At 38.0% G+C, this 26474-nt stretch carries 19 protein-coding genes; 14 read left to right on the forward strand and 5 right to left on the reverse strand.

Features of this window, described 5'->3' with window-relative positions; all coding sequences use genetic code 11:
* The first annotated feature begins 139 nt into the window (after positions 1-139).
* Complete coding sequence (gene pruA, locus G5B37_RS12925; RefSeq protein ID WP_164680442.1) at positions 140-1765, forward strand: L-glutamate gamma-semialdehyde dehydrogenase; 1626 nt, start codon at positions 140-142, stop codon at positions 1763-1765.
* A gap of 71 nt (positions 1766-1836) precedes the next feature.
* Here pruA and G5B37_RS12930 read toward each other — a convergent pair whose 3' ends face one another.
* Positions 1837-2874, reverse strand: a complete 1038-nt coding sequence (locus G5B37_RS12930) for an Omp28-related outer membrane protein (protein ID WP_164680443.1) — start codon at positions 2872-2874, stop codon at positions 1837-1839.
* A gap of 177 nt (positions 2875-3051) precedes the next feature.
* Here G5B37_RS12930 and G5B37_RS12935 point away from each other — a divergent pair, with 177 nt between their 5' ends.
* Positions 3052-3534, forward strand: a complete 483-nt coding sequence (locus G5B37_RS12935; RefSeq protein WP_164680444.1) for a TlpA family protein disulfide reductase — start codon at positions 3052-3054, stop codon at positions 3532-3534.
* Positions 3535-3566: 32 nt separating this feature from the next.
* On the forward strand, positions 3567-5231 hold the full coding sequence (locus tag G5B37_RS12940) for a DUF6029 family protein (RefSeq protein WP_164680445.1): 1665 nt from the start codon (positions 3567-3569) through the stop codon (positions 5229-5231).
* A 70-nt stretch (positions 5232-5301) separates the two neighbouring features.
* On the opposite strand, the gene G5B37_RS12945 is transcribed toward G5B37_RS12940, so the two are convergent.
* Positions 5302-6027, reverse strand: a complete 726-nt coding sequence (locus tag G5B37_RS12945; RefSeq protein WP_164680446.1) for a T9SS type A sorting domain-containing protein — start codon at positions 6025-6027, stop codon at positions 5302-5304.
* A gap of 276 nt (positions 6028-6303) precedes the next feature.
* Between G5B37_RS12945 and G5B37_RS12950 the strand changes: the two genes are divergently transcribed.
* A complete protein-coding gene (locus tag G5B37_RS12950) occupies positions 6304-8004 on the forward strand; it encodes a T9SS type A sorting domain-containing protein (protein WP_164680447.1) in 1701 nt (566 codons plus the stop codon).
* A gap of 97 nt (positions 8005-8101) precedes the next feature.
* Here G5B37_RS12950 and rsmG read toward each other — a convergent pair whose 3' ends face one another.
* Entirely contained in the window at positions 8102-8731 is a 630-nt protein-coding gene (gene rsmG, locus G5B37_RS12955) for a 16S rRNA (guanine(527)-N(7))-methyltransferase RsmG (protein WP_164680448.1), read from the reverse strand.
* Positions 8732-8860: 129 nt separating this feature from the next.
* Here rsmG and G5B37_RS12960 point away from each other — a divergent pair, with 129 nt between their 5' ends.
* Genes G5B37_RS12960 through purT form a run of 3 tightly spaced genes read left to right on the forward strand, consistent with a single transcriptional unit; the run spans position 8861 to position 12328 of the window.
* Positions 8861-9961 carry a fatty acid desaturase family protein gene (locus tag G5B37_RS12960; RefSeq protein WP_164680449.1) on the forward strand — a complete coding sequence of 367 codons (1101 nt, stop codon included), beginning with the start codon at positions 8861-8863 and terminating at the stop codon, positions 9959-9961.
* 5 nt (positions 9962-9966) lie between these two features.
* Positions 9967-11154 (forward strand): pyridoxal phosphate-dependent aminotransferase, encoded by a 1188-nt coding sequence (locus tag G5B37_RS12965; protein ID WP_164680450.1) that lies wholly within the window; start codon positions 9967-9969, stop codon positions 11152-11154.
* A 10-nt stretch (positions 11155-11164) separates the two neighbouring features.
* A complete protein-coding gene (gene purT, locus G5B37_RS12970) occupies positions 11165-12328 on the forward strand; it encodes a formate-dependent phosphoribosylglycinamide formyltransferase (protein ID WP_164680451.1) in 1164 nt (387 codons plus the stop codon).
* Between the two features lie 39 nt (positions 12329-12367).
* Here the strand turns inward: purT and G5B37_RS12975 are convergent, their stop codons facing one another.
* Positions 12368-13765 carry a pyridoxal phosphate-dependent decarboxylase family protein gene (locus tag G5B37_RS12975; RefSeq protein WP_164680452.1) on the reverse strand — a complete coding sequence of 466 codons (1398 nt, stop codon included), beginning with the start codon at positions 13763-13765 and terminating at the stop codon, positions 12368-12370.
* Between the two features lie 57 nt (positions 13766-13822).
* Positions 13823-15076 carry a type IX secretion system plug protein gene (locus tag G5B37_RS12980; RefSeq protein ID WP_164680453.1) on the reverse strand — a complete coding sequence of 418 codons (1254 nt, stop codon included), beginning with the start codon at positions 15074-15076 and terminating at the stop codon, positions 13823-13825.
* Positions 15077-15269: 193 nt separating this feature from the next.
* Here G5B37_RS12980 and G5B37_RS12985 point away from each other — a divergent pair, with 193 nt between their 5' ends.
* From G5B37_RS12985 to G5B37_RS13015, 7 genes are all read left to right on the forward strand, one after another.
* On the forward strand, positions 15270-16622 hold the full coding sequence (locus tag G5B37_RS12985) for a Na(+)-translocating NADH-quinone reductase subunit A (protein ID WP_164680454.1): 1353 nt from the start codon (positions 15270-15272) through the stop codon (positions 16620-16622).
* 38 nt (positions 16623-16660) lie between these two features.
* Positions 16661-17896 (forward strand): NADH:ubiquinone reductase (Na(+)-transporting) subunit B, encoded by a 1236-nt coding sequence (locus G5B37_RS12990; protein WP_164680455.1) that lies wholly within the window; start codon positions 16661-16663, stop codon positions 17894-17896.
* The gene (locus G5B37_RS12995) at positions 17886-18635 is read left to right on the forward strand and encodes a Na(+)-translocating NADH-quinone reductase subunit C (protein WP_164680456.1); all 750 of its coding nucleotides are present in this window, start codon (positions 17886-17888) and stop codon (positions 18633-18635) included. The genes G5B37_RS12990 and G5B37_RS12995 overlap by 11 nt, the downstream gene beginning before the upstream one ends.
* A 3-nt stretch (positions 18636-18638) precedes the next feature.
* Complete coding sequence (locus tag G5B37_RS13000; protein ID WP_164680457.1) at positions 18639-19286, forward strand: NADH:ubiquinone reductase (Na(+)-transporting) subunit D; 648 nt, start codon at positions 18639-18641, stop codon at positions 19284-19286.
* 63 nt (positions 19287-19349) lie between these two features.
* A complete protein-coding gene (gene nqrE / locus G5B37_RS13005) occupies positions 19350-20093 on the forward strand; it encodes an NADH:ubiquinone reductase (Na(+)-transporting) subunit E (protein ID WP_164680458.1) in 744 nt (247 codons plus the stop codon).
* A 1-nt stretch (position 20094) separates the two neighbouring features.
* Positions 20095-21402: an NADH:ubiquinone reductase (Na(+)-transporting) subunit F gene (gene nqrF, locus G5B37_RS13010; protein WP_164680459.1), complete on the forward strand. Its 1308-nt coding sequence runs from the start codon at positions 20095-20097 to the stop codon at positions 21400-21402.
* A gap of 204 nt (positions 21403-21606) precedes the next feature.
* Positions 21607-26343, forward strand: coding sequence for a T9SS-dependent choice-of-anchor J family protein (locus G5B37_RS13015; protein ID WP_164680460.1), 4737 nt, complete (start codon positions 21607-21609; stop codon positions 26341-26343).
* The last annotated feature ends 131 nt before the right edge of the window (positions 26344-26474 follow it).

Raw genomic sequence — 26474 nt, forward strand, 5'->3', positions numbered from 1 at the left:
AAATAAAAAGAAATGATTCGGTTTTTCATAATGCCTTCGGAAGTTTTGAGCAGTTTCAAATACTATATATTGCTACTAAATACTGCGTACTAATTTTAGTATCTTTGCAATTCAAAATTTAACAGCAAAAACCAAGAGTATGGGAAAAGGATTTTATGAAGTGCCTATCGCAGTAAATGAGCCAATTTTAGGCTATGCACCAGGTTCTCCTGAGCGTGATCGCGTAGAAAAAACGTATAAAGAAATGTATGACGATACGGTAGAAGTGCCGCTATACATTAATGGAAAAGATGTAAAAACGGGTGATACCGCAACAATGTCTCCTCCACATGATCATGCGCATATTTTAGGAACTTATCATAAGGCCGAAAAAAAGCATGTTACAGATGCCATTGCAGGACTTCTAGAAGGAAGAAAAAAATGGAGTCAAATGCCATGGGAGCATAGGGCAGGTATTTTTCTTCGCGCTGCCGAATTAATTGCAGGACCTTATAGAGCTAAAATTAATGCCGCTACCATGCTGGCACAAAGTAAAACTGTACATCAGGCAGAAATTGATGCTGCTTGCGAGCTAATCGATTTCTTACGTTATAATGTACAGTTTATGACAGAAATCTATAGTGAACAACCAGAATCTACATCGGGGGCCTGGAATCGACTAGAATATCGTCCTTTAGAAGGGTTTATTTATGCTATTACTCCATTTAACTTTACTGCAATTGCGGGTAATCTTCCAGCAAGTGCTGCTCTTATGGGTAATGTTGTCTTGTGGAAACCTAGCGATAGCCAAGTGTATTCTGCAAAAGTAGTGTTAGATGTTTTCCGCGAAGCTGGTGTGCCAGATGGCGTAATTAATATGGTGATGGGAGACCCAGTAATGATTACCGATACCGTAATGGCAAGTCCAGATTTTAGCGGACTTCATTTTACGGGTTCTACAAATGTGTTTAAAGACCTATGGCAGAAAATAGGGAATAACATTCACAACTATAAAACCTACCCTAGAATAGTTGGTGAAACAGGAGGAAAAGATTTTATTGTTGCACACAAATCGGCAAATCCGGTACATGTAGCAACAGCTATCTCGAGAGGAGCTTTTGAGTTTCAAGGGCAAAAATGTAGTGCGGCCAGCCGTTGCTATATTTCAAAAAGTATATGGAATGAAGTTAAAGCACACGTTATAGGTGATGTAAATAGCTTTAAAATTGGATCTCCAGGTAATTTAGATAATTTTATTACCGCGGTAATCCATGAAGGTTCGTTCGATAAATTGGCGAGTTATATAGATCAGGCTCAAATAGATCAGAATGCAGAAATTGTAGTTGGAGGAACATACGATAAAAGTGAAGGATATTTTATTCACCCTACAGTTATTAAAACAGAAGATCCAAAATACACAACCATGTGTACAGAGCTCTTTGGTCCTGTAGTAACTATTTATGTTTTTGAAGACGATGCTTGGGAAGAAACTTTACAATTAGTAGATGAAACTAGTGATTATGCGCTTACCGGAGCTGTGTTTAGTGAAGACCGCTATGCGTTAGATATAGCTATGAAAACATTAGAAAATGCTGCAGGTAATTTCTACATCAATGACAAGCCTACAGGGGCTGTAGTTGGACAACAGCCATTTGGAGGTGCCAGAGCAAGTGGAACTAATGATAAGGCTGGAAGCAAGCTAAATTTATACCGTTGGGTTTCACCACGTATGGTAAAAGAGACGTTTGTTTCTCCAAGTGATTATAAATATCCATTTTTAGGATAATCACAGAGATTAGATAAAAAAAATCGCTACCAATTGGTAGCGATTTTTTTATGCTATTATAACTAAAATTCTTATTCGTAAGCTTTTACTTCATTCACTTTAGCGTGCTGTGAGTTTACAGCGCTATTGTCTTCTTCGGTAACCATAACCACCAATTCAAGTTTAGATACATCATAATCTGCAGGCACGTTTGCTGTTAAGGTTGTTGTGTATTCTTCTAACGCTGCCGTACTTGTAATTGCATTTCCGAAGATATCGGTAAGCGAAGCTCTTAAAACATGGTCATGCACAAAGTCTTCAATAGGGTCACCTTGGCCAAAATATTGGCTGTTTGTGTCGTTGTTTAAGTAATTTGTTTGGTCGGCGATAATGCCACTTTCAACAAGGTATACCACCAATTTTTTTGCAGTGAGGCCTTCCTCACTACTCACACTAATTGTTGCGCTTAAGGTATTTCCATCAATAGAAGAATCTATTCCAATTCCAACGGGAGATACTTCACCAGCCATGCTTGTAACATCCTCTGCTTGATATGGCGGACTCCAATTTGAAGTTCTATTTATACGACCTGTAGGGAAACCAAATACTTCAAATTCGTCACGCAACAAGCCTTCAAAATCTACGGCCATTTCATCATTGTTGTGAATAGCAACCACAGAAACGAGGTTTGTTTCGTCATAGACGCGTTCTATTGCCTCAGTAATTCGAGGGCAGTATCCGCACCAAGTACCTGTATGGTCTTCTATAACTACTTTTCGTTTCGGAATTACAACCGAAAAGTTTTCTGTATCTGTGACCACATTAGTTCCATTGTCATCATACTCTGCATAGATTTCAAATGTGCCTTCGGTGTCCGAAGAAAATGTATTGTCGCTTAAAGCAGCATCGTTTACATAAAAAACTGCTCCATCGGTAATATTGGTTCCATCTTCATCAAAAACAGAAAATACAATTTCTTGATTTCGTAAAGATGCAGGTCTATAAACAAGACCTATTTCAATTTCTGGTACCGTATCATCTTCATTAAACGAAGAGAAATCTTCACTTTTACTACACCCAATAAGTACAATAGCGGCAAGAAGAGCAAGGTAGAATGATTTCAATTTCATAGTTAAATTTTATTTTTTTTTCTGAAAGCTAAAACTAGGCATTTTTTTTGATATTAACTACATCAATCCTTGTAAATTCAATAGTATAGCGGGTTGGTAGGCTTTTATAATTGCCATTGTTTTAAAAAAAAAGCAGTATTATTGTTCTACAAATACAATTAATAAAAATTGATGATCATGAAAAAACTTGTCCTAATTATGCTCCTTTTGGTGGGCGGAACCTTATTTGCCCAAGACGAACTTCCCAGTGTAAAATTAACAACATTAGAAGGTGAAAGTATGAACCTTCAAGACATCGCGAAAGATGATGAGGTTGTTATTGTATCACTTTGGGCGACATGGTGTGTACCGTGTCTAAAAGAATTGGATGCAATTAGTGAAGTGTACGAAGATTGGCAGGATGAAACAAACGTAAGTCTTGTTGCCATTTCTATTGATGATAGTCGCACAGTAAAACGTGTAAAACCATTAATTAATGGAAAAGGTTGGGAGTATCAAATTTTATTAGATACTAATAATGATGTAAAACGTGCTCTTGGCGCAGCAACAGTTCCACTAACACTACTGGTGAAGAACGGCAAGATTTTATACCGTCATAGTGGCTACAGCCCAGGTAGCGAAAATGAATTATACGAAGAAATCCAAAAATTTTCTAAATAAGCCTTCCGCACATAGCGGCTAACTAACAACCTATGAGAAAACTATTTTTTACCCTTGCCGTATTGGCAACAGCGGGTGTATATGCCCAAGATACTGGCTACTTTTTTGGTGGACTAGAGTCTAACATGCAATGGCTTTTAGATGATGATGGATTAAAAATGTCTGATTCAGAACCTGGCTTTATAGCTCCTGAAGACCAGTTTAGAGCTAACAACTATTTTCAGCTTAATTATTCGTTGGGAAAATTTACAGCAGGTGTGCAATACGAAGCGTATTTACCAAGTGCACTACTTGGATATAGCCCAGATTTTGACGGCGGAAACGGAGTAGGAACCTATTATCTCAATTTTAAAAATGAAACATTAGACCTTACTGGAGGTTACTTTTATGAGCAATTCGGAAATGGTCTTATTTTAAGAAGCTGGGAAGATAGACAGTTGGGTATAAATACCGCATTAAAAGGAGCCCGAGCAAAATTCACACCAACCGATTATCTGGAAGTAACCGGTGTATACGGAAATCAACGAAATGCTTTTGAAGTTTCTGATGGGGTTATCCAAGGTTTAGATGCAAACTTCGATTTAGGAAATGCGGTTGATACGGGAGACATAGAGATTAGAGTGGGAGCAAGTTACGTAGGACGTTACCAAGACCGAGGTACAAACGATACAATTCCTAGTACAGTAAATGCATATTCTGGACGTTTAGACTTTAGTTATAAGAATGTCTACGGTGGACTAGAGGCTGTTGTAAAAGACCCAGATGTTATTGCAAACGAGGGTATGATTGTATCAAATAGATTATACGATGGTACTGCACTACAATTTAATCTGGGTTATGCCCGTAAAGGTTTTGGTATTAATAGCACCTTTAGGAGGCTAGAAAATTTCAGCTTTTACGCAGATCGATTGGCTGAAGGAAACCAGTTTAACCAGCAGCTTATTAATTATGTACCTGCATTGACAAAACAACAAGATTATTTGCTTACTAATATTTATGTATACAACTCGCAACCAAGATTGTTAACAGACGATTTAGAGCAGCGTGCTGGAGAGGTAGGGATGCAGACTGATGCATTTTTCACCTTCCCTAACGATAGTTTCTTCGGAAAGTATAAAACAAAAATAGCTGCAAACTTTTCGTATTGGGCTGGCTTAGAAACAACATTTAATCCAGACTTAAGTTACGACGCAGAATTTATTGGTTCTGGAGATAGATACTTCCGTGATATCAATTTCGAAATAAAAAATAAATGGACCAAGTCGTTTCGATCTGTAATTACATTTCAAAATGTAATTATTGATAAGGGAGTATCCCTGGGAGGACCATTAGGAATTCAAGGAGATATTAATGCAAGTATTGGTGTGTTAGAAGGTACCTATAGTTTTAGTAAAGGTCGTTCTGTACGATTTGTAGCGCAGCATTTATGGACGAAAGACGACAGGAAAAACTGGGCTGGGGGCGTTTTTGAATATAATTTCTCGTCTAACCTTAACCTGTATGTTGCAGATTCATATAACTATGGTGGAGACGGAGAAATTCATTACTATAACTTAGGAGGAAGTTATTCTAAGGGACGTACACGCTTTTCTATGAATTATGGACGCCAACGTGGTGGATTAATTTGTGTAGGTGGTGTGTGCCGATTTGTTCCAGAAAGTAACGGGTTGTCGGCAAGCTTGGCTGTGACTTTCTAAAAGTTAAAAGGACAATAATAAAAAAAGGGAAGACGGCTGTCTTCCCTTTTTTATTTAGGTAACATTTCGATTATCTTATAATAACCTTTGTTGTTTCTGAAGCTCCTTTGCTATTTGTAAGCACTGCTAAATAAGTTTGAGCTGCCAAATCTGCAACATTCACCTGGCTTACACCAGCTTCTAATTGTGTTTGGTTTACAACTCTTCCTTGAATATCGTACAATGTAAATGTTAATGCTTCATTCGCATTTACCTCGATGTAATTGTTTACCATAGTTGAAGCAATTGAGGCATTCACTACATTCTGTTCGTCTATGCTTAAGAAATCAGGATCATAAACATACGTAAGTGTAAGGTCATCTCCAATTTCATTACCATCACCATCTACTTCAAGAAATCTAAATACATAGGTGATAATTTCAGTGCTGCCATTCGGGATGTGCTTGAAATGATCTCCGTCAGAAACTTGAGTCATTCCAGGCTCAATAACTACAACATCGTTAATTGGGTAGATTTGTCCAACGGTAACTCCAGTGTAACATAATCCGAAACATATTTCTAATTCGCTACCATCATCATTATTGGCGCTAACAAATTCAATTCTTACATTGATATTTTCGGATGCGTTTTCATTTGTTACATAGAATTCTAAATTAGGGTCTGGAGAAATAGAAGAACCAATATTAACAGTTTGTCCGTCTACAAGCGGATCTCCATCATGTGTCGCTACAGTAAATTGTGCCGAAGCAGTGAATGCTACTAATAGCATCGATAAAAGTGATAGTTTTTTTAACATAATAAATTGTTTTTTGATAGTAAATACGCTTGCAAGATATAAATAAGACAGCATTTTGGCAGCTTCACTACGGAAAAATTTAAAATGAAAATTTATTTTTTAAAGTTAAAACTAAGAAAAGCGTTCTAATTTGTTTAACAGCCTGTTATCCTACTGTTGAAGTAGGAAAACTAGAATTTTAAAGGGCCATTTTTCTTGGTTGCTTTTCGCATAATTGTTATAAAAATCTCATATATTTGGGAAACTTAACAAAAAATTAACCCAAAATAAATTAACATGGTAAAGAAATTACTCCTTACTTCAGTATTCTCTTTCTTGGCTTTTGGAACTTTTGCACAAACAATCGTTAGTACTACGCCAGAAGACAAAAAAGTTGTTTTAGAAGAATTCACAGGTATTAACTGTGTGTTTTGTCCAGATGGGCACCAAATTGCACAAGGAATTGCAACTGCCAATCCTGGTAATGTGTTCCTTATAAATATTCATACAGGTGGTTTTGCTACTCCGGGAGCAGGTCAGCCAGACTTTAGAAGTCCATTTGGTCCAGCTATTGCTAGTCAGAGTGGTTTAGTTGGTTATCCTGCAGGAACTGTAAATAGACATATATTTCCAGGTCAGTCGCAAAGTGGTAATCCAAATGATACGGCAATGAGTCGTGGTCAATGGAGCGCTGCTTCAAATACAATTTTAGGTCAGGCATCGTATGTAAACATGGCTGTGGAAGCAGAAATTGATGTTACGTCACGCGAAGTAACCGTTCATGTAGAGGCTTATTATACCGGTAATAGTCCGGAAGCTACAAATAAGTTGAACGTAGCATTACTTCAAAATAATACCTTAGGGCCACAAACCGGAGGTAATATGGGTAACAATTATGTGCATCAGCATCGTCTTGTTCACTTAATTACTGGACAATGGGGGTTAGACGTTACTACTACGTCTGCAACAGATTTTGTAGACGAAACATTAACGTATACAATACCTGCAAACTATAATGGAGTGCCAGCTGTGTTAGAAGATATGGAATTGGTTGTGTTTATGACCGAAACTACCCAGGAACTTATCAGTGGAAACGGAGCAATGCCAACCTTCGTAAACTTACCAAATGACAATGATGCTCAGATAGTATCAGATGCAGAGTTTGATGATCAATGCGGTATTGCCTTTAGTCCAACTGTTACTATTCAAAACAGAGGGAATAACCCGTTAACGTCACTTGCTATAACGTATGATGTGAATGGTGGTACTTCAGAAACGTACAATTGGACAGGAAATTTAGGTCCTTTCGAATCTGAAGACGTAGTATTAGATCCTATCGCATATACAATTCAGTCAACTAACACTGTAAACATCTCGATTCCTAATGACGATGATAACACTAACAACTCTGCTACCAATACATTCGGAGAGATTACAGATATAAATAGTTCTGCATTAGAGCTTCGTATGAATTTAGACGAAAATGGAAGTGAAGTGACATGGGCAATTATTGATTCTAACTTAGATGTTGTTGAGAGTGGTGGTCCTTATGCTGCAAATGAGCAAGTAGATATTGAGTTTGGTATTCCAGACGCAGACTGTTTCAGATTTATCTTAACAGATGCTGGAGGAGACGGTGAGTATTTTGTTAGGTTACGTGATGCCAACGGAGATATTATTGTTCAAAATATTGGTGTTAATCATTTTGGTGACACTTTAGAAGGTACCTTTAGACTAGACGGAGTATTATCTATAGGTGATGCTGCATCGAACGCTATCGCTGTTTACCCTAACCCTGCATCACAAGTATTAAATGTGAGAAATGCAGCAAATGGATCTGTAGAAATTTTCGATATTCTTGGAAAGAGACTTATTCAAATGGATAATATTTCAACAGAACAGCAAATTAACGTAGCTAGCCTTCAGGCAGGTACATACCTTATTAAAATTACGAATGGCGCAAGCGTACAAACCGAGAAGTTTGTAATTGCGCGTTAATTAGTATATTGTTTAATGTTGTAAAGAGGCTTCTAGAAATAGAAGCCTCTTTTTTATGTGCTAACTTTCTTACGTAGCGTCGAAACCTGTCTTAATACTAGCCTTTGTATTTTAATGGTAGGTGTACAACACTCTTTGTTTCAAAAAAATCTTCTTCAAAATAGTTGGTAAGAGAGTAAATTGTTGCCTTAGGAAATTGTGCTAGTTCTTCTGTAAGATCTCCTCCCTTTAAATAGAGAATACCATTCTTCAATTCATGCTTGCTATTTTTGGCAACCCTTCCTTTAATCCAACGAACAAAGGTTTCCATCTGCGCTACAGCTCTGCTTACAATAAAATCGTACGAGTCATTTATTGTTTCGGCACGTGCATTAGTGATTTTAATATTTTCTAGTTGTAATCCTTCGGAAACTTCCTGAACTACCTTAATTTTCTTTCCAATACTATCTACTAGATGAAACTGAACCTCTGGAAACAAAATCGCCAATGGAATACCCGGAAAACCACCTCCTGTGCCAACGTCCAGTATTTTAGAGTTGGGTAAAAATGATTGCACTTTGGCAATACCTAAGGAGTGAAGTACATGTCTAAGATAGAGTTCGTCTATATCTTTACGAGAAACAACATTTATCTTGAGATTCCAATCTTTGTAAAGCGTCTCTAACTGTTCAAATTGAACTTTTTGATGTTCAGAAAGTTGCGGAAAGTAGCGATGTATTAATTCCATAGAAAGTTGTGAACTGCAAAAATAGAACTTCTTTCATAACTTTTTAATTGGCATTTCTTCTTTTTAGTTTACAATGCGTATTTTTACACCCTAATTTTTAGATGCATTTCTGAAAGTAAAGTAAAAACTGTGAATACTCCTCAAATTAAGTTTTCTCGTATCGATTCTGCCAAGTTTTTCCGCACGCTAAACAAACGTGTAAATAGCTATTTCAAGGAAAATGAAATAGCTAGAACAGGAAACTGGAAATTGCACCTAAAAACCATCGTGATGTTTTCGATGTACCTTTCTCCGTACTTTTTGCTACTCACACTAAATTTACCAACTTGGGCGCAGATTTTGCTCACTATTGTGATGGGTGTTGGTATGGCAGGAGTAGGTATGAATGTTATGCACGATGCCAATCATGGTTCGTATTCTTCGAAGAAATGGATTAATAAAGTGTTGGGAAGTAGTATTTATATTTTAGCCGGTAATGTGTATAATTGGCAAGTACAGCACAATGTGTTACACCATACCTATACAAATATTCATGGGCACGATGAAGATTTAGACGCAGGACGTGTGATTCGATTTTCTAAACATAGCAAGTGGTACCGCTTCCATAAGTTTCAACATTATTATAGCATCTTCTTATACGGCTTACTTACCTTTAACTGGATGCTAACAGCAGATTTTAAACAAACTAAACGATATTTGAAGAAGAAACTGGCGTACGGTAAAATGCCAAAACCAGCACTGCAATGGACAACCCTTTTTATCACGAAAGCAATTTATGTAACCGTGTGGATCGTTCTTCCAATCCTGTTTTTTGAAATTGCATGGTGGAAAATTTTAATAGGCTTTTTCTTAATGCACTACATTGCAGGTCTTATCTTAAGCGTAGTGTTTCAATTAGCACATGTTGTGGGAGATACGCAAATGCCGCTTCCGGATACTACAGGCACCATGAAGAATACTTGGGCAATACACCAATTGTTTACCACAGTAAATTTTAGCACCAAAAATAGATTGATGAACTGGTTTACTGGCGGACTTAATCATCAGGTAGAGCATCATATTTTTCCAAATATAAGCCATGTTCATTACACTAAAATTTCAGAAATAGTTAGAAAGACAGCGCAAGAATTTAATTTGCCGTACCACGAATATAAATCTACCCGAGGCGCTATTATAGCACATTTTAAACACTTAAAAGAAATGGGTGTAAACCCTGCAATCTCTGCGTAACAATTATGAATAAACAACTTTCTGAACGTGTAAACAATATGGCGACCTCGGCAACATTAGCCATGGCTGCCAAGGCAAGAGAGCTGCGAACAGCTGGAAAAGATATTATTGGACTTAGTTTAGGAGAACCAGATTTTACGGTTCCTGAGTTTGTAAAAGAGGCTGCAATTCAGGCCATTGAAGAGAACTACCATAGCTATACTCCTGTAGATGGCTATGCTGAACTTAAGCAAGCTATTATCCATAAATTTAAACGCGATAACGGACTTTCATACGAACCTTCTCAAATTGTAGTGTCTACTGGAGCAAAACAGAGTTTGGCTAACCTTGCACAAGTACTTTTAGATGAAGGTGATGAAGTATTGCTTCCTGCTCCGTACTGGGTGAGTTATTCGGATATTAGTAAAGTGGCTGGGGGTGTTCCTGTGGAAATTAAAACCACTATAGATAATGATTTTAAAGTGACTCCAGAAGAACTTGAAGCTGCTATTACTCCTAAAACAAAGATGATAATTTACAGCTCACCGTGTAATCCAAGCGGATCTGTGTACAGTAAGCAAGAGTTACGTGCTTTGGCAGATGTATTGGTTAAATACCCGAAAATTATTGTTGTTAGTGACGAGATTTATGAACACATAAATTTTACTGGGGAGCACGCGTCAATGGCACAATTTAGTGATATGTTTGATCGTACCGTTACCGTTAATGGTGTGTCAAAAGCATTTTCTATGACGGGCTGGCGAATTGGCTATATGGGTGGTCCGGAGTATATTGCTCGGGCGTGTAATAAAATGCAGGGGCAAGTCACCAGTGGTGCTAATTGTATCGCACAACGGGCAACTATTACCGCTCTAGAAGCTTCGCCGATCAAAATTCAATATATGGTCGATGCTTTTAAGGAGCGTCGTTCTTTAATTTTAGGATTGTTAGCAGAAATTCATGGAATAAAAACCAACGAACCTGAAGGTGCATTTTATGTTTTTCCTGATATTTCTTATTACTTCGGAAAGACCCTGCGCGGGACACTTATAGAGAATGCTTCAGATTTTTCATTGTTTCTTTTAGAGGAAGCAAATGTTGCCACCGTAACAGGAGAAGCCTTCGGGAATCCTGATTGTATTAGGATAAGTTACGCAGCTTCAGAAGAAGACATTAAAGAAGCGATGAAGCGCATTAAAGAAGCCTTGTCTTAATATCTTACCTATGTCAAAAATTTTACTTTTAGGCGCTGGCGAACTTGGTAAAGAGTTTGTTATAGCGGCGCAACGTCTTGGGCAATATGTTATCGCTGTAGATAGCTACCCAAATGCTCCCGCAATGCAAGTAGCCCACGAGTTTGAAGTAATTAACATGCTAGATGGCGAGGCGCTAGACGCCTTGATTGAAAAGCATACACCAGATTATATTGTTCCCGAAATAGAGGCTATTCGTACAGAACGCCTATATGAATACGAAAAACAAGGGTATCACGTTATTCCCTCTGCAAAAGCTGCCAATTATACAATGAATAGAAAGGCTATTCGCGATTTGGCTGCTAAAGATTTAAATTTAAAAACAGCTGCGTATAGGTATGCGACATCGGCAGCATCACTTAAAAAAGCGGTTGCCGAAATAGGAATGCCTTGTGTTGTAAAACCACTCATGTCATCTAGTGGAAAAGGTCAAAGTACCATCAAGACCGCTGCAGATATAGAGAAAGCTTGGGACTACTCTCAAGAAGGTTCTAGAGGTGATGTGGCTGAAGTGATTGTAGAATCGTTTATTAATTTCAATTATGAAATTACCTTGCTCACTGTTACCCAGCAAAACGGAAACACATTGTTTTGTCCGCCAATTGGTCATAGACAAGAACGAGGTGATTACCAAGAAAGCTGGCAGCCGGCAGCGATGAGTGCAGCCCATTTACAAACTGCGCAAGATATGGCCGCTAAAGTTACGGCTGCATTAACTGGCGCTGGAATTTGGGGTGTAGAGTTTTTTGTAGGCGATGATGGGGTTTATTTTTCCGAACTTTCTCCAAGACCTCACGATACAGGTATGGTGACTCTCGCAAATACGCAAAATTTTAATGAGTTCGAATTGCATTTAAGGGCGGTGCTCGGTCTTCCCATTTCTGAAATTACCTTAGAGCGAATAGGTGCGAGTGCAGTTATTCTAGCAAAAGGAAACTCTGAAAATCCAACATTTACTAATATCGAAACGGTTGCAGCAGCTACCAAGAGTGATTTCAGGTTGTTCGGAAAGCCTACCTCTAGGCCGTATCGAAGAATGGGGGTTGTTGTTACCTACGATTCTTTAGATTGTTCTATTTCCGAAGTAACACAAAGAGCTAAAGAGTTGGCTGCTCAAGTTGAAGTAAAGCTGTAGTTTTAAAATGCTGAACTTTAGCTAACCTCAAATTACATGTTATAGTCTATCCTGTTCTGAGGTGACCACTGTATCATTAAAGATCATTTCATTTTCTTCAACAAACCGCTCCAACACTGTAAAGAAGGTTATAATATCTTCTATGCTATTTCCAGCGTTTATTGTTACTAATCGTACAAACTCATTTTCTCTAAAAGTTCCATAGCCAACCATAAGTTCGGCATGTTCATAGAGTGCGGTACAAAGTTCTTGCGGCGCAATATTTTTATAATTGAAACATACTGAAATAGAATTTTCTATGCTGTAATTGGTGTAGTCGGGGTGTTGCTCTACATACGCTCGGGCCGCGTCTGCTAGCTCAAATTGCGTATGTACCAAGGCTGCCAATCCGTTGGTTCCAACAGATTTCCAAAGTGTCCAAAATTTTAAAGCATCGTTTCTTCTTCCGCACTGTAAAGAGGTCTTACCTAAATTATAATCGTCATCATTAGTTTGGTACAGATAGGCAGCATCATTACTAAATGAATTGTGCAAATACTGTTTGTGTCTTGTTACAATGATAGAGCAGGTGAGTGGTGTGCCCATCATTTTATGGGCGTTAACACTAAAAGAATCTGTACGCGCTAAGCCATTAACCAGATGTTGGTATTGGTCGCTAAAAATAACACTTCCGCAGTAAGCTCCGTCTACATGTAGCCATAGTCCGTAATTTTGGCAAATTTCAGAGAGGGGCTCGATAGGGTCAAATGCTCCTAGCACAGTTGTTCCTGCCGTTGCATTCACAAAAAATGGATGCAATCCGTTCTCAAGATCTTTTTCAATACGTTGTACTAAAACGTGCGGATTCATTTTTCCAAATTCATCTGTTTCAATATAGCGTACTTGTTCACGTCCCACCCCCATTAAAGCTGCATTTTTAGGGATGGAGTAATGCGATTCTTTTGAAGTGTAGAGTGTTAGTTTTTGGGTTATACCTTCGTTTTTAATAGTGTCTTTAAATGCATCACGAGCCATAACCATTGCCATAAAATTGCTCATAGAGCCGCCAGGGGCAAATGTTCCGTCACTAGTCTCTGGATATCCAATGCGTGTGCAAATTTGTTTTAGGATTTCCTTTTCAATTCCAACCTGTGGTCCAGCAACTTTATAGGTGTACATGCTATTGTTGAGTAGCACCGCTAGTAAATCGCCTAATGTAGCTTTTGGGTTCCTGCCTCCAAACAACTGATTGAAAAACAGTCTAGTGGATGTTCTAGGGGTGTTTAAAACGAGTTTTTCTAACGTTTCTTCAAAATCTGTGGCAGGGTTGTTTGATAGCGACAGGTCGAGCTGCTTAAACAGTTCTTCTGCAGGCAACGGTTGTGCCACAGGGTTGTTTTTTTCGGCTTCAAAAAGTTTGTTGGCGAGTTTGTTAAATAACGCTAGTTCGTGCTGCATGGGATATTGTTATATGCGTAAGTAGAAAATGAGGTCTGTAGCTTACAAAAGAAATGCTTAATAGTTGGTGATTCTGGTAGAGCTACCTTGTCCTTGACCAATTACACGGTCATAACGTTCTCCTGGCCCTCGATAGTACACAAGTACGGTGTAGTTGTTTTCTGTTTCCCAAAATTCACCGCCTACGACGTTTTCGTCTATGCTACCATCTCTATCTACTAAAACATATTTATAGTTGTAAAATCCTTGTTTAAACAAGCGAGAATTTTGATAGCTGTCTGTGGTTTCGTTATAACGCATGTAAGTAGTGCCGTCTATGGTGTAATTATTAAAGTTTCCGTAGATATGAAGCTCTTTATCACCAAGGGGTTCGTAATAGAGTAGGTTGGTGTGTACAAAAACATACTCTGCTTCAATGGCTTGATTTTGAGCATCAATATTTCTCACCACAAAGTCACCATTAATATCTGGATTATAGGTATACGGGCGGTCGCTCCTATCAATGTCTGAAAAAAGATAATGCTCATATAGGTCGTTCAGTTCAACACGTCTTATAGTGTTGTTAGAACCTCGAATTTCTTTGTTGTCGAAGTTTAAAAATTCATTCCCGCCAGAAAAGGCTGCTTCTTTATCGTATCTATAAATCAGCTCGGTACCAATCGTATATTGGGGAACTAAGTTAGTGATAGCGGTTTTAAGGTTGCTATTCTGAATAACAAGCGTCTTTACATTGCGTTTTGGATTTATGAGTAAGAGGGAAGGCGAATTAATAGCAAACTGAACTACTTGATCTGTCTTTATGCGACGTAAATCGCGCGCTCTTTTAATGTCTACAGCAACTCCTACTATGTTTTCAAGCACTATAAATTTTCTTGAAAACACAATGTTTCCGTCGTCGTCAAAGAAGGTTATAAGATAGTTTCCACTCTTTTTAATTCTTCGGGTTTCTCGATTTGGAATAGTCAGGTAATAGTGCGAAAATATTTGCAGGGTGTTTAACGAGTTTTCGTAAGTTTCTATTCGAACTTCATCAAAACCATCTAGATATTCATTTTTAGAAAGATCACTTGGGGTCCAGTCAAAATTAAAGTGATCAATTTTGTAGTAGAAGTCATCTTCGTTACCATTAAGAGCATCGAAAGAAATTTGTAGGCGTTCTCCTAGTTTAATTAAAGGCAGCTGGTTTTGATTTCCTCCTCTAAACTGAATTGTTTTAATGTATTCTGGAGGAGTAATTTCAATAGCTTCTTGTGCAAATAGACTAGCTGAAATACTAAATAAAAGGATGGAAGATACCATTAATTTGAACATACAAAAGATTTTGAGTCGTTAAATATACGCAAATTCTGTGCCTTCTTTAAGCCTTGAAATACAAGTGTTGAAGGATATAAAAAATTAATAATTAAATGTTGTGAGTAACTACATTAAATTCATAAATTTGCACACCCGAATTTAGGCTATAATAAGCCCTCGGGAATAAAGGCAATTTTAACACAACTATCCTATGTCCAAAGACATTAAGATTAAAAAAGGTCTTACTATCAATCTGAAAGGCGAAGCTGAAAAAACACTTTCAAAAGCTCCACGTTCTAGGACGTTCGCTATAAGACCAGCCGACTTCCATTTAATCACACCTAAAATGGTCGTGAAGGAAGGAGCAAAAGTTCAAGCAGGAGAAACTATTTTCTATTCAAAAAGCAACGAAGCTATTAAGTTTGTGTCTCCCGTAAGTGGAACACTAACTGCAATAGAACGCGGTGCAAAACGTGTTATAACACGTTTGTTAATTGAAGGAGATTCGCAAGATACTTTTATAGACAATGGTACTGCTAACCTAACTTCAATGAATGGGGAGTCTATAAAGCAACATTTACTTGCAACAGGGTGTTGGCCATTCATTAAGCAACGTCCGTATGATGTTGTGGCGAATCCAGAAAACACACCAAAAGCTATTTTTGTTTCAGGATACACTACAGCTCCATTAGCAGCAGATCTTGATTTTACTTTAAAAGGAAAAGAAGCCGAATTACAGGCCGCAGTAACAGCATTAAGTAAATTAACGGAAGGTGCGGTACATATTGGTATTGGTGCAGATGGAAGTTCTCCATTTAGCAATTGTAAAGATGCCCTATTACACAGAGTAAAAGGACCACACCCAGCGGGTAATGTGGGGACTCAAATAGCAAAAATAGACCCAATAAATAAAGGAGAAACTGTTTGGACAATTGCTGCTCAAGATTTAGTAATTATAGGAGAGCTTTTACTTACTGGAAAATTTAATGCAGATCGAGTAATCGCTTTATCAGGGTCGTCTATAAAAACACCTAAATACTATACTACAAAGATAGGTGCAGAGGTTTCTACCTTTGTATACGATAGTGGTCTAACCGAAGAAAATGTGCGTGTTATTAGTGGAGATGTGCTCTCTGGAACACAGATTTCGCCTAAACAACACTTAGGTTATTATGCCAACACAGTTACTGTTATTCCTGAAGGAGATGATTACGAGTTTTTTGGATGGAATAAACCTGTCTTTAATAAAATTTCACCTTCTAGAGCAATGACCTTCTCATGGTTAACTCCAAAGAAGAAATACGAGTTAGATACAAATACCAACGGCGAACATAGGGCTTTTGTAGTAACTGGTAATTATGAAGAGGTATTTCCTTTAGATATATACCCGTTACAAACCTTAAAGGCATGTATGGTTGAAGATCTGGATGCCATGGAGGCATTAGGAATGTATGAAGTAGCGCCAGAAGATTTTGCATTGACAGAATTTATCTGCGTGTCTAAGCAACCACACCAACAGATTATTAGAAACGGGTTGGACTTAATGTATAAAGAAATTGGATAATTATTCATTTTTTAAAAAAAATGAAAAATACATAGTATATGGGATTGAAGCAAAAATTACATACGCTCAAGGAAAAATATAAAGGCACCAAGATGGCTCCAGCGTTTAATGCGCTACACACCTTTTTGTACTTGCCAAATGAAACCACACATAACGGAACACACGTTAAGGGGGCAGATGACCTAAAGCGAACGATGAACACTGTTATCATGGCGTTACTTCCTTGCTTGGTGTTTGGAATGTTCAACGCAGGATACCAACATTATCTTGCCATTGGCGAATTAGAAAGAGTGACTAGCTTTTTTAGTGCCGACTTCTGGTCGTGGCAAAATTTTAGTCTTGGAGCATGGAAAGTGATTCCACTTGTGCTAGTTTCTTATGGAGTTGGTCTTTTAATCGAATTTATTTTCGCTGTAATAAAAGGGCACGAAGTAGAAGAAGGATATTTGGTGACCGGAATGTTAGTACCACTTATTGTTCCTATAGACATCCCACTTTGGATGTTAACTATTGCAGTAATTTTCGGAGTTGTAATAGGTAAGGAGGTTTTTGGTGGAACAGGAATGAACATCTTAAACCCTGCATTAACTATTCGTGCATTCTTATTCTTTGCGTATCCAACATGGATGAGTGGAGACAAAGTATGGGTAGAAGGTGCTGTAGAAAGGGCTAAAGAAATGGCAGCCGGTGCAAACGTAGACGCGATTTCTGGAGAAACTATCTTAGGAAGCTTAGCTCAAAATAAAGAGTTTGCATACAGTGTATGGGATATGTTCTTAGGGTTTATTCCAGGATCGGTAGGTGAAACATCTACTGTGCTTATACTATTAGGTGGGCTGTTCTTGATTTTCTCAAAAATTGGAAGCTGGCGAATCATGCTGTCTTCAATTATTGGAGCACTTGTTATGGGACTTATATTTAATGGTGTGGTCGCGCAGGAATGGATTTCTGAAGGAAGCAAATTCTTTAGTTTAATGGATGTTCCTTTCTGGCAACATCTTATCATTGGTGGATTGGCTTTTGGTATTGTATATATGGCTACAGATCCGGTTACTGCATCACAAACCAACAAAGGAAAATGGATCTATGGTCTATTAATAGGTTTTATTTCAGTGCTTATTAGAGTGTTTAACCCAGCATACCCAGAAGGTGTGATGTTGGCAATTTTATTGATGAATGTATTTGCACCAACTATAGATCACTACGTTGTACAAGGAAACATTAAAAAAGAGCAAAACGTCTTAAAGCTAAAACAGCATAATTATGGCAATTAACACAGATAAAAATAGTTATACCATCGTTTTCGCCATTATTATGGTGGTGGTTGTGGGTTCGTTATTGGCGGGTTTTGCCAGTGGTTTGAAACCATTAATTAAGGCGAACGAAAAGTTTGAAAAGCAACAGAATATTCTGTATGCAATGAACGTAAATGATAATGAAGGTGAAGGAGATGTTGTTTTTATCCCAACCGATAGAGTTGAGGAAGAATTCAACAAATACATTACCAAACAATTAGTGATTCAGGGAGATAAGGTTGAAGAAAACGATGAAGCGTATCTTATAGATTTGAAGAAAGAAGAAACCAAAGCAAAAGATGCTTCTTACCAACGTAGATTACCATTATTTGTAGGTGAAAAAGATGGTAAGGAGGTATATGTAATACCAGTTAGAGGAAAAGGACTTTGGGATGCTATCTGGGGCTTTGTTGCTGTAGATAAATCAATGACAGTTCAAGGGGTGTATTTTGATCATAAAGGAGAAACACCAGGACTGGGTGCTGAAATCAAGCAACGATACTTCATGGATGATTTTACAGGTGAAAAGTTTCTTAATGGTAATGTTTTTGAAGGAATAAGCGTTGCTAAAGGAAACAACGACCCAAAAAACACCGACACTACAGATAATGAAGTTGATGCATTGGCAGGAGCAACAATTACAGGAGATGGTGTTTCAGCAATGCTGAAAAAAGATATTAAAATGTACGTACCGTACTTTAAAAAATTAAATCAATAAGAGATGGGGCTACTTTCAAAAAAAGATAGAAAACTAATCTTAGATCCGTTAGCAGACGACAATCCAATTACAATTCAAGTATTAGGTATTTGTTCTGCCTTAGCAATTACAGCACAGCTGAAACCTTCTATCGTGATGGCAATTTCAGTAGTATTTGTACTTGGTATTGGTAATGTTGTTATTTCGTTAATGCGAAATATTATTCCATCTAAAATTAGAATTATAGTGCAGCTTATTGTTGTTGCAACACTTGTAATTATTGTAGACCAAGTGCTAAAAGCATTTGCCTACGAGTTAAGTAAGGAACTTTCAGTATTTATTGGATTAATAATTACCAACTGTATTATTATGGGGCGTTTTGAAGCCTTTGCTTTAGGGAATGGTCCTTGGAAATCATTTCTTGATGGAATTGGAAACGCTGCGGGATATGGAGTAATCTTAATTATTGTTGGATTCTTTCGTGAATTACTAGGAAGTGGAACGTTATTCGGATTCAAAGTATTGGGAGATTCGGTGGAGAAAACAGGACTTTATGCTATTGGATATGAAAACAATGGTTTTATGGTACTTCCTCCAATGGCGTTAATTGTAGTTGGTATTATTATCTGGGTACAACGTAGTAGAAATAAAGCATTAATAGAAGAAAACTAAAAAAAGTAGGTAGCTTACTAAGTAGACGTTCTACTGAAAACTACCACTGAATACTTTAAAAATATGGAACATTTAGAATTGTTTTTTAAATCCATCTTCGTAGATAACATGGTATTTGCATACTTCTTAGGTATGTGTTCTTACTTAGCCGTATCTAAAAAGGTAAGCACTGCTGTAGGTTTAGGAGCAGCTGTAATATTTGTACTTACTGTTACAGTACCACTTAACTGGTTGTTAGATCAATACATTTTGCGCGAGGGAGCGTTAACATGGTTGGGTGAAGAATTTGCCGATTACGACCTTAGCTTTTTGTCATTTATTCTCTTTATTGCAACTATTGCTACCATGGTACAATTGGTTGAAATAATTGTAGAGAAATTTTCTCCATCCTTGTATAACTCTTTAGGTATATTCTTGCCGCTTATTGCTGTAAACTGCGCCATCTTAGGAGGGTCTTTGTTTATGCAATCTAGAGATATTGCCTCTTTCGATTTAGCTTTAAATTACGGGTTTAGTTCAGGTATAGGATGGTTCTTAGCCATTGTAGCTATTGCCGCAATTCGTGAGAAAATTAGATATAGTAATGTGCCAGCACCACTTAGAGGATTAGGAATTACATTTATCATTACTGGATTAATGGCAATTGGGTTCATGAGTTTTGGTGGAATGTTAACTGGGGGTGATGAAGAAACACCATCTTTAGACGAAGCACCAGAAAATATCGGTCTTCAATTAAATGAAGAGACCATAGAAATTATTGAAAATGAAACCGCTCAATTAGAAGTTTCAGAATTAACACAGCAATAGTATGTTTTTAGCAGCAAGTACAATTGGAGTTGTGGTAGCCACCGTCGTTGCCTTTTTAGTATTAACACTTTTATTAGTGGCGCTTTTGTTATTTACAAAACAGAAGTTATCGCCATCTGGACCTGTTAAAATTACTATTAATGACGAAAAAGTTATTGAAGTAGCCAGCGGAGGTACATTACTTTCAACCCTAGGAAACAATAAAATCTTCTTACCATCTGCTTGTGGTGGTGGTGGAACTTGTATTCAGTGCGAATGTCATGTATTAGAAGGTGGAGGAGAAGCGCTTCCAACTGAAACACCACACTTCAGTAGAAAAGAATTGAAAGACGGAGCCCGTTTGTCATGCCAAGTAAAGGTGAAGCAGGATATGAACATCCATATTCCAGAAGAAGTTTTCGGAATTAAGAAATGGGATGCTACGGTAGTGCGTAATTATAATGTAGCTTCATTTATTAAAGAATTCGTGGTAGAAATCCCTGAAGATATGGGATACAAAGCAGGAGGTTATATTCAAATTGAAATCCCTGAATGTGAAGTAAAATTTGAAGATATAGATATTACAGCGCACCCTGAAGAGCATGATACACCAGATAAATTTCAGGCAGAATGGGATAAATTTGGCTTATGGCCATTGGTAATGAAGAATACAGAAACGGTTGAAAGAGCCTACTCAATGGCCTCTTATCCAGCCGAAGGACGTGAAATTATGTTGAACGTTCGTATCGCCACACCACCTTGGGACAGAGCTAAAAACCAATGGATGCAAGTAAATCCGGGTATTGCCTCTTCATACATTTTTAACCTGAAAAAAGGTGATAAGTGTGTGATTTCTGGACCTTATGGAGAATTTTTCATTAACCCGTCTGAATCTGAGATGTTGTATGTAGGTGGAGGAGCAGGAATGGCACCAATGAGATCACATCTGTACCACCTATTCAAAACCTTGAAAACAGGTAGAAAAGTAACATATTGGTACGGAGGGCGTTCTAAACGTGAATTATTTTATTTAGATCATTTTCAACAGCTAATGGATGAATTTCCGAACTTCAAATTTTACCTAGCTTTATCTGAACCTATGGAAGAAGATAACTGGAAAGTGAAAGATGGTATTGATGGTGAAGGAGATGGTTTTGTTGGGTTTATTCACCAAGTCGTTATAGATAACTACTTGAATCATCATGAAGCCCCAGAAGATATTGAATTGTATTTCTGTGGTCCTCCGCTAATGAACCAAGCGGTTCAGAAAATGGGAGAAGATTTTGGTATCCCAGACGAGAACATCAGATTTGACGATTTCGGAGGATAGATTAGAAAAAAGACAAGATATAAAGCTGTTTTGAGGTTCACTTCAAAACAGCTTTTTTTTATTTCTATATATAATTTTTTTTCATTTTCATATATGAAAGTAGACTATGGTTCAGTTTTATTTTTATTTTTACTTCATAATACAGCTATAGAAGACTGATTAGTTGTTTGTTAGTTGTTACAATCACTTTTTAATAGACCTATTATGAAACGAAATTTACCCCAATTTGTTCTGCTTTTTTTAGTTGCTACATCACTTAATGCACAAATAACATTTAATGATGTTGCCGAAGGATATATGCCAACAGAAGGCCCTACCTTAGTTATTCACCCCACTAATTTCTACATATCTGAACCTGTGCGTGATATGCCGCAGTGTATAGATACTTCAATTTTCGATAGCAAAGTCGTGCCGAAGGGAAATGGTGAAGAAGTTGGCCCTCACCCTATGAGTGCGAAGCGTCAAAGAAAATTAGCGCATTTAAATTCGGCTGGAAAAAGTACTATAGAAATAGATCCATTAATAGCGGGTCCAGAGACATATACACGAGCTTCTAACGATAGAGCTCCAATCGCAAATTTTGAAGGGATCGGACTTAATGCTTCACCACCAGATCCATCTATGGCCGTGGGCCCAAATCACGTTGTTACGATGGAAAACGGATTGTGGTCTGTGTATGATAAAAATGGTGTGCAAGCCGCGGGATTCCCAAAGAATTTGAATAATCCCTTAACCGGGCCAAACCATGGTGATAATGCAGGAGACCCTGTTGTAATGTACGATAGACAAGCAGATAGATGGTTTTTATCGCAATTTCAACTTTCTGGAAATCCAGCCCTGTCTGATGATGTTTTTCTTATAGGAATATCTCAAACAGCAGACCCAACAGGGGCTTATTATGTATACGAGTATGAACTTACACAAGGAAATGACTATCCGCACTATGGAGTATGGAGAGATTCTTATGTTTCCGCTGGAAATTTTACAGGCGCGCAGAAAGTATATACCTTCAATAGAACGAAGATGTTAGCGGGAGATGGAAGTGCAGAGATTGTTGGATTTTCACCTTCCGGATTGGGATCTAGTGGTTTTGCCGCTCCAATTCCAGTTCATTCAGAAAGAGACGTGACACCAACAGGAGATATCAAAATTGTATTCTACCAAGATGATGCCTTTAGCGGTGTTACTTCAGACCATATTGGTCTATGGAATATAGATATGGATTGGAGTAATATAGGTAGTTCAACAATTTCTGGAAAAAACCAAATACCTACAGCGGCTTTTGATGCGGCCATAGCTGGTGGCTTTTCTAACCTCCAACAACCAGGAACATCCCAGAGAATTGACGCTATTGTAGGTGCTGTTATGAATATGGTACATTGGTACGAATTTGGAACCCACCAAAGTATAGTTATGAATTGGGTTGTTGAAATTCAAAACGGCACACAAAAATCTGGTATTCGTTGGGTAGAAATACGTAGTACAGATAACGGGGCTACCTGGAGCGTTTATCAAGAAGGAACTTTTACAGATCCTGCGCACGCAACAGTAGCCAATAAAGAGTCTGTGTTTATGGGATGTATTTCTATGGATGAAGATGGAAACATAGGTCTTGGATACACTAAAACGGGTTCAAGTACTTTTCCTTCTTTATATTATACAGGTAGATTAGCTTCAGATGCTTTAGGTACTATGAGTTTCGGTGAAAATTTAGTAATCTCAGGAACTTCTTCTGTAACAGGTAACGACCGATATGGAGATTATGGTCAAGGCGTAACAGATCCTTCAGACGATAAAACATTTTGGGTGACTTCAGAATTTTCTGGTGATGATGACAGACGCGTGCGAATTTATTCTTATAGAATTGCAGCAGCATCACCTGAAATTAGTTTCGGAATTACTTCGGAAAGCGTAACAGAAAGCGCTTCAGCTTGTTTTACAGATATTGATGTTCCTCTAAACATTGCGCTAGCCCCATCTCAAGATGCTACAGTAGACTTTACAATTAATGGTACAAGTACTGCAAGCACCAATGTAGATTTTGAATTACTTACCAGCAGTGTTACTTTTTTAGCAGGACAAACAACAGGACAAACTATGACTGTCCGTGTTTACCACGATGGTCTGGTAGAAGTGAATGAAAATTTAATTATCGATTTTACTGTTACTACCACCGGAGACGCCACAGCAAATACCGCTGCAAATACCTATACTATGACTATTGTTAGTACAGATGTTGCGCCAACTCCTACTACCAACGTGACCGTATTAGATGCAGATTTTGAGACTGTCCCTGCAGGTTGGTTAGTTTCAGATCAAGATGGAGATGGAGTTAACTGGAGTATTGGTATTCCTCCAGGTCCACCGGCACATCTCACGACTCAAAAGTTATTTTCTCAATCGTGGAACGGAGCTGCTTTAACGCCCGATAATTACATTATTACAAATCAAGTAATGATTCCTGCAGATGTTTCTTCAGCTACCTTAACGTATGAAGTTGCGCCCGCAACTCTTACAGATTCATGGTACGAAGAGTATTATACAGTCTATTGGACAACTAGCATTGCTACAATTGGTGCTATAACGGGTAGTGCCCAAGTAAAACCAGGAGGAATTATTTCCCAAGCTGTTGTTAACGAAACTATTGATATGACCCCATATGTAGGGCAGGCAGGATATCTTGTCTTTAGACACCATAACTGTACCGATGAAGAGTATATTTCTATAGATAACATTTTGTTAGAAGGTGAAGCGAGTACTAATGTTCAAACAGCCGTAAATACGGGTACAGCAGATCAATTGAATATTGACGGGGTGGGAACAGCTTATGCTTATGATCTTAGCACAGATGATGTTATGGCATCTGTCGTAAATAATCAGGCAGATGATTATGGATGTTCTACCATGGCAGTATCAAGAGCTGGTACAAGCGCTCAAGGATATAATGGTAGTACAGGTGCAGATCGCGTTACCGACAAAACCTTTACGGTAACAACGTCTAATACAATTGGCTCTGGTGACACGAGTATTACCTTCTATTTTACTGAAGCCGAAATTGCCGGTTGGGAAGGACTAACTGGCCTTGATAGAAACACCGACCTAATTATTGGTCGAGGAAATGCCACAAGTATTTCAGAAACTTCAACTACCACAATAGGTGCTTTTGGTACGGGGAATATTACTGTAACTGGAAATTTTAGTGGCCTTGATGGAACTTATTATTTTGGTTCTGCGGGCTCTTTTGTTGCTTCTTGTTCTGGAGGTACAAAAACCTGGAATGGAACTAATTGGAGTCCGGCCGGAGCTCCAGACAATACGCATAATGTGGTATTTACAGGAAACTATAGCACCGGAGCTAACGGATTAGAAGCTTGTACAATAACTGTCGCAGGAGGAGCAATCCTTACCGTTAATGCACTAGGTTATGCTCGTGCACAAGGCGATATTACGGTAGATGGTACATTAATAGTTGCTCATCAAGGTAGCATTGTGCAGGTAGATCCTTCTGCCGTTGTTACCAAGACTGGAACGATAAACGTAGAGGTTACAACGCCTGTTTTACAGACTCGTGATTTTATGGTTATGGGTAGTCCTATGGACGATGAGACTCGTAATGGTGTTTTTAGTAGTGCCTTTTTAGTTTTAGATCATGATCCAGATATGTTTAATCCAAATACGCATCCTAATATTCCTCAAGGGGCAACTAACTTTAAAGATTTAGAAGGAGATTATTGGAGTATTTATAGTGGTGATATTAATCCTGGCGAAGGCTATATTGTTCGTCCACAGTCTGGCTATGGCGACCCTGCAAATACTACTTTCGATATGACGTATGCTGCTGGTACCTTAAATAACGGTACTGTAAATCGTCCTATGATTTATAACAGCACTAACAGTCCAGCAGGAACTCCTAATACTTATAGTAATCCGTATGCTAGTGCTATAGATGCAGATAAGTTTATTCAAGACAACGGCCTTAATGCATTGTACTTTTGGGAGCATTTAACCCCACCCACAGTTATAGTGCCTGGAGAAAGTATAATGTTTGATATGGATGATGTATCTGTGAGAAACTTTGGCGGTGGAGTAGCGGCAAACAATGATAATCCTGCCAACATTCCTAACGGAGTGATATCTACAGGACAAGGGTTTGCTATTAAAGCAACTAGCAATGGTAGTGTGAACTTTACCAATGATATGCGTTTAACTACAGGGAACACTACACTTAGATCTAATGAGTTGGAGGTAGATCGTTTGTGGTTACACTTAGAGAGCAATACTTATGGTCTTGCCAACAATCTATTAATAGGATTTAACCCAGCTGCCACCGATGGATGGGATAATGGATACGACACCGATAGATTAGCTAGTAGTGTTGGATTATATTCACACCTAGATGTAGGAACAGGCACAGGAGAAGAACAAATGGCTATTCAGACCCGTGGTGCTTTTCAGAGTAGCGAGAAGATACACGTTGGATTCTCTAGTTTAATAGAAGAGCACACTTTGTATACCATTAGCTTATCGAATTATGAAGGTTCAAACCTAAGTGATACATCAATATATTTATACGATAGTCACATGAACGTCATGACCGATCTTACCCAAGGCGATTATGAATTTAGATCAAGTAAGGCTACGAACAATCGTAGATTTACGGTATCATTTGAGCCAGACAACGTATTAGCCACAGGAGCGGCTGCATTAGAGAACATCACCATGTTCCCTAATCCAACAGATGGTGTACTTAACATTACAGCACCAGATACCACTATAGAAACCATTAAGATATACGATGTACGTGGAAGAGTTATTGCTGAAACAGCCACAGGAGATGTGTCATATTTTCAAATAGACATGGCTACATTAAAAACGTCTATGTATTTTGTGGAAATTAGTACACCAGATGGTAAAATAACAAAACGTATCGTAAAGAAGTAACTTCATAAAATTGATTTAAATAGCTAGAAAAAGCATCCACATTTGTGGGTGCTTTTTTTTGTTATAATTATGAGTAAAGCAATACAAATGTGTATTTTATCGATATTTTTAGTCGTTTTGTCGTAAAAAAT

The sequence above is a fragment of the Rasiella rasia genome, assembly GCF_011044175.1.
Lineage (GTDB): Bacteria > Bacteroidota > Bacteroidia > Flavobacteriales > Flavobacteriaceae > Marinirhabdus > Marinirhabdus rasia.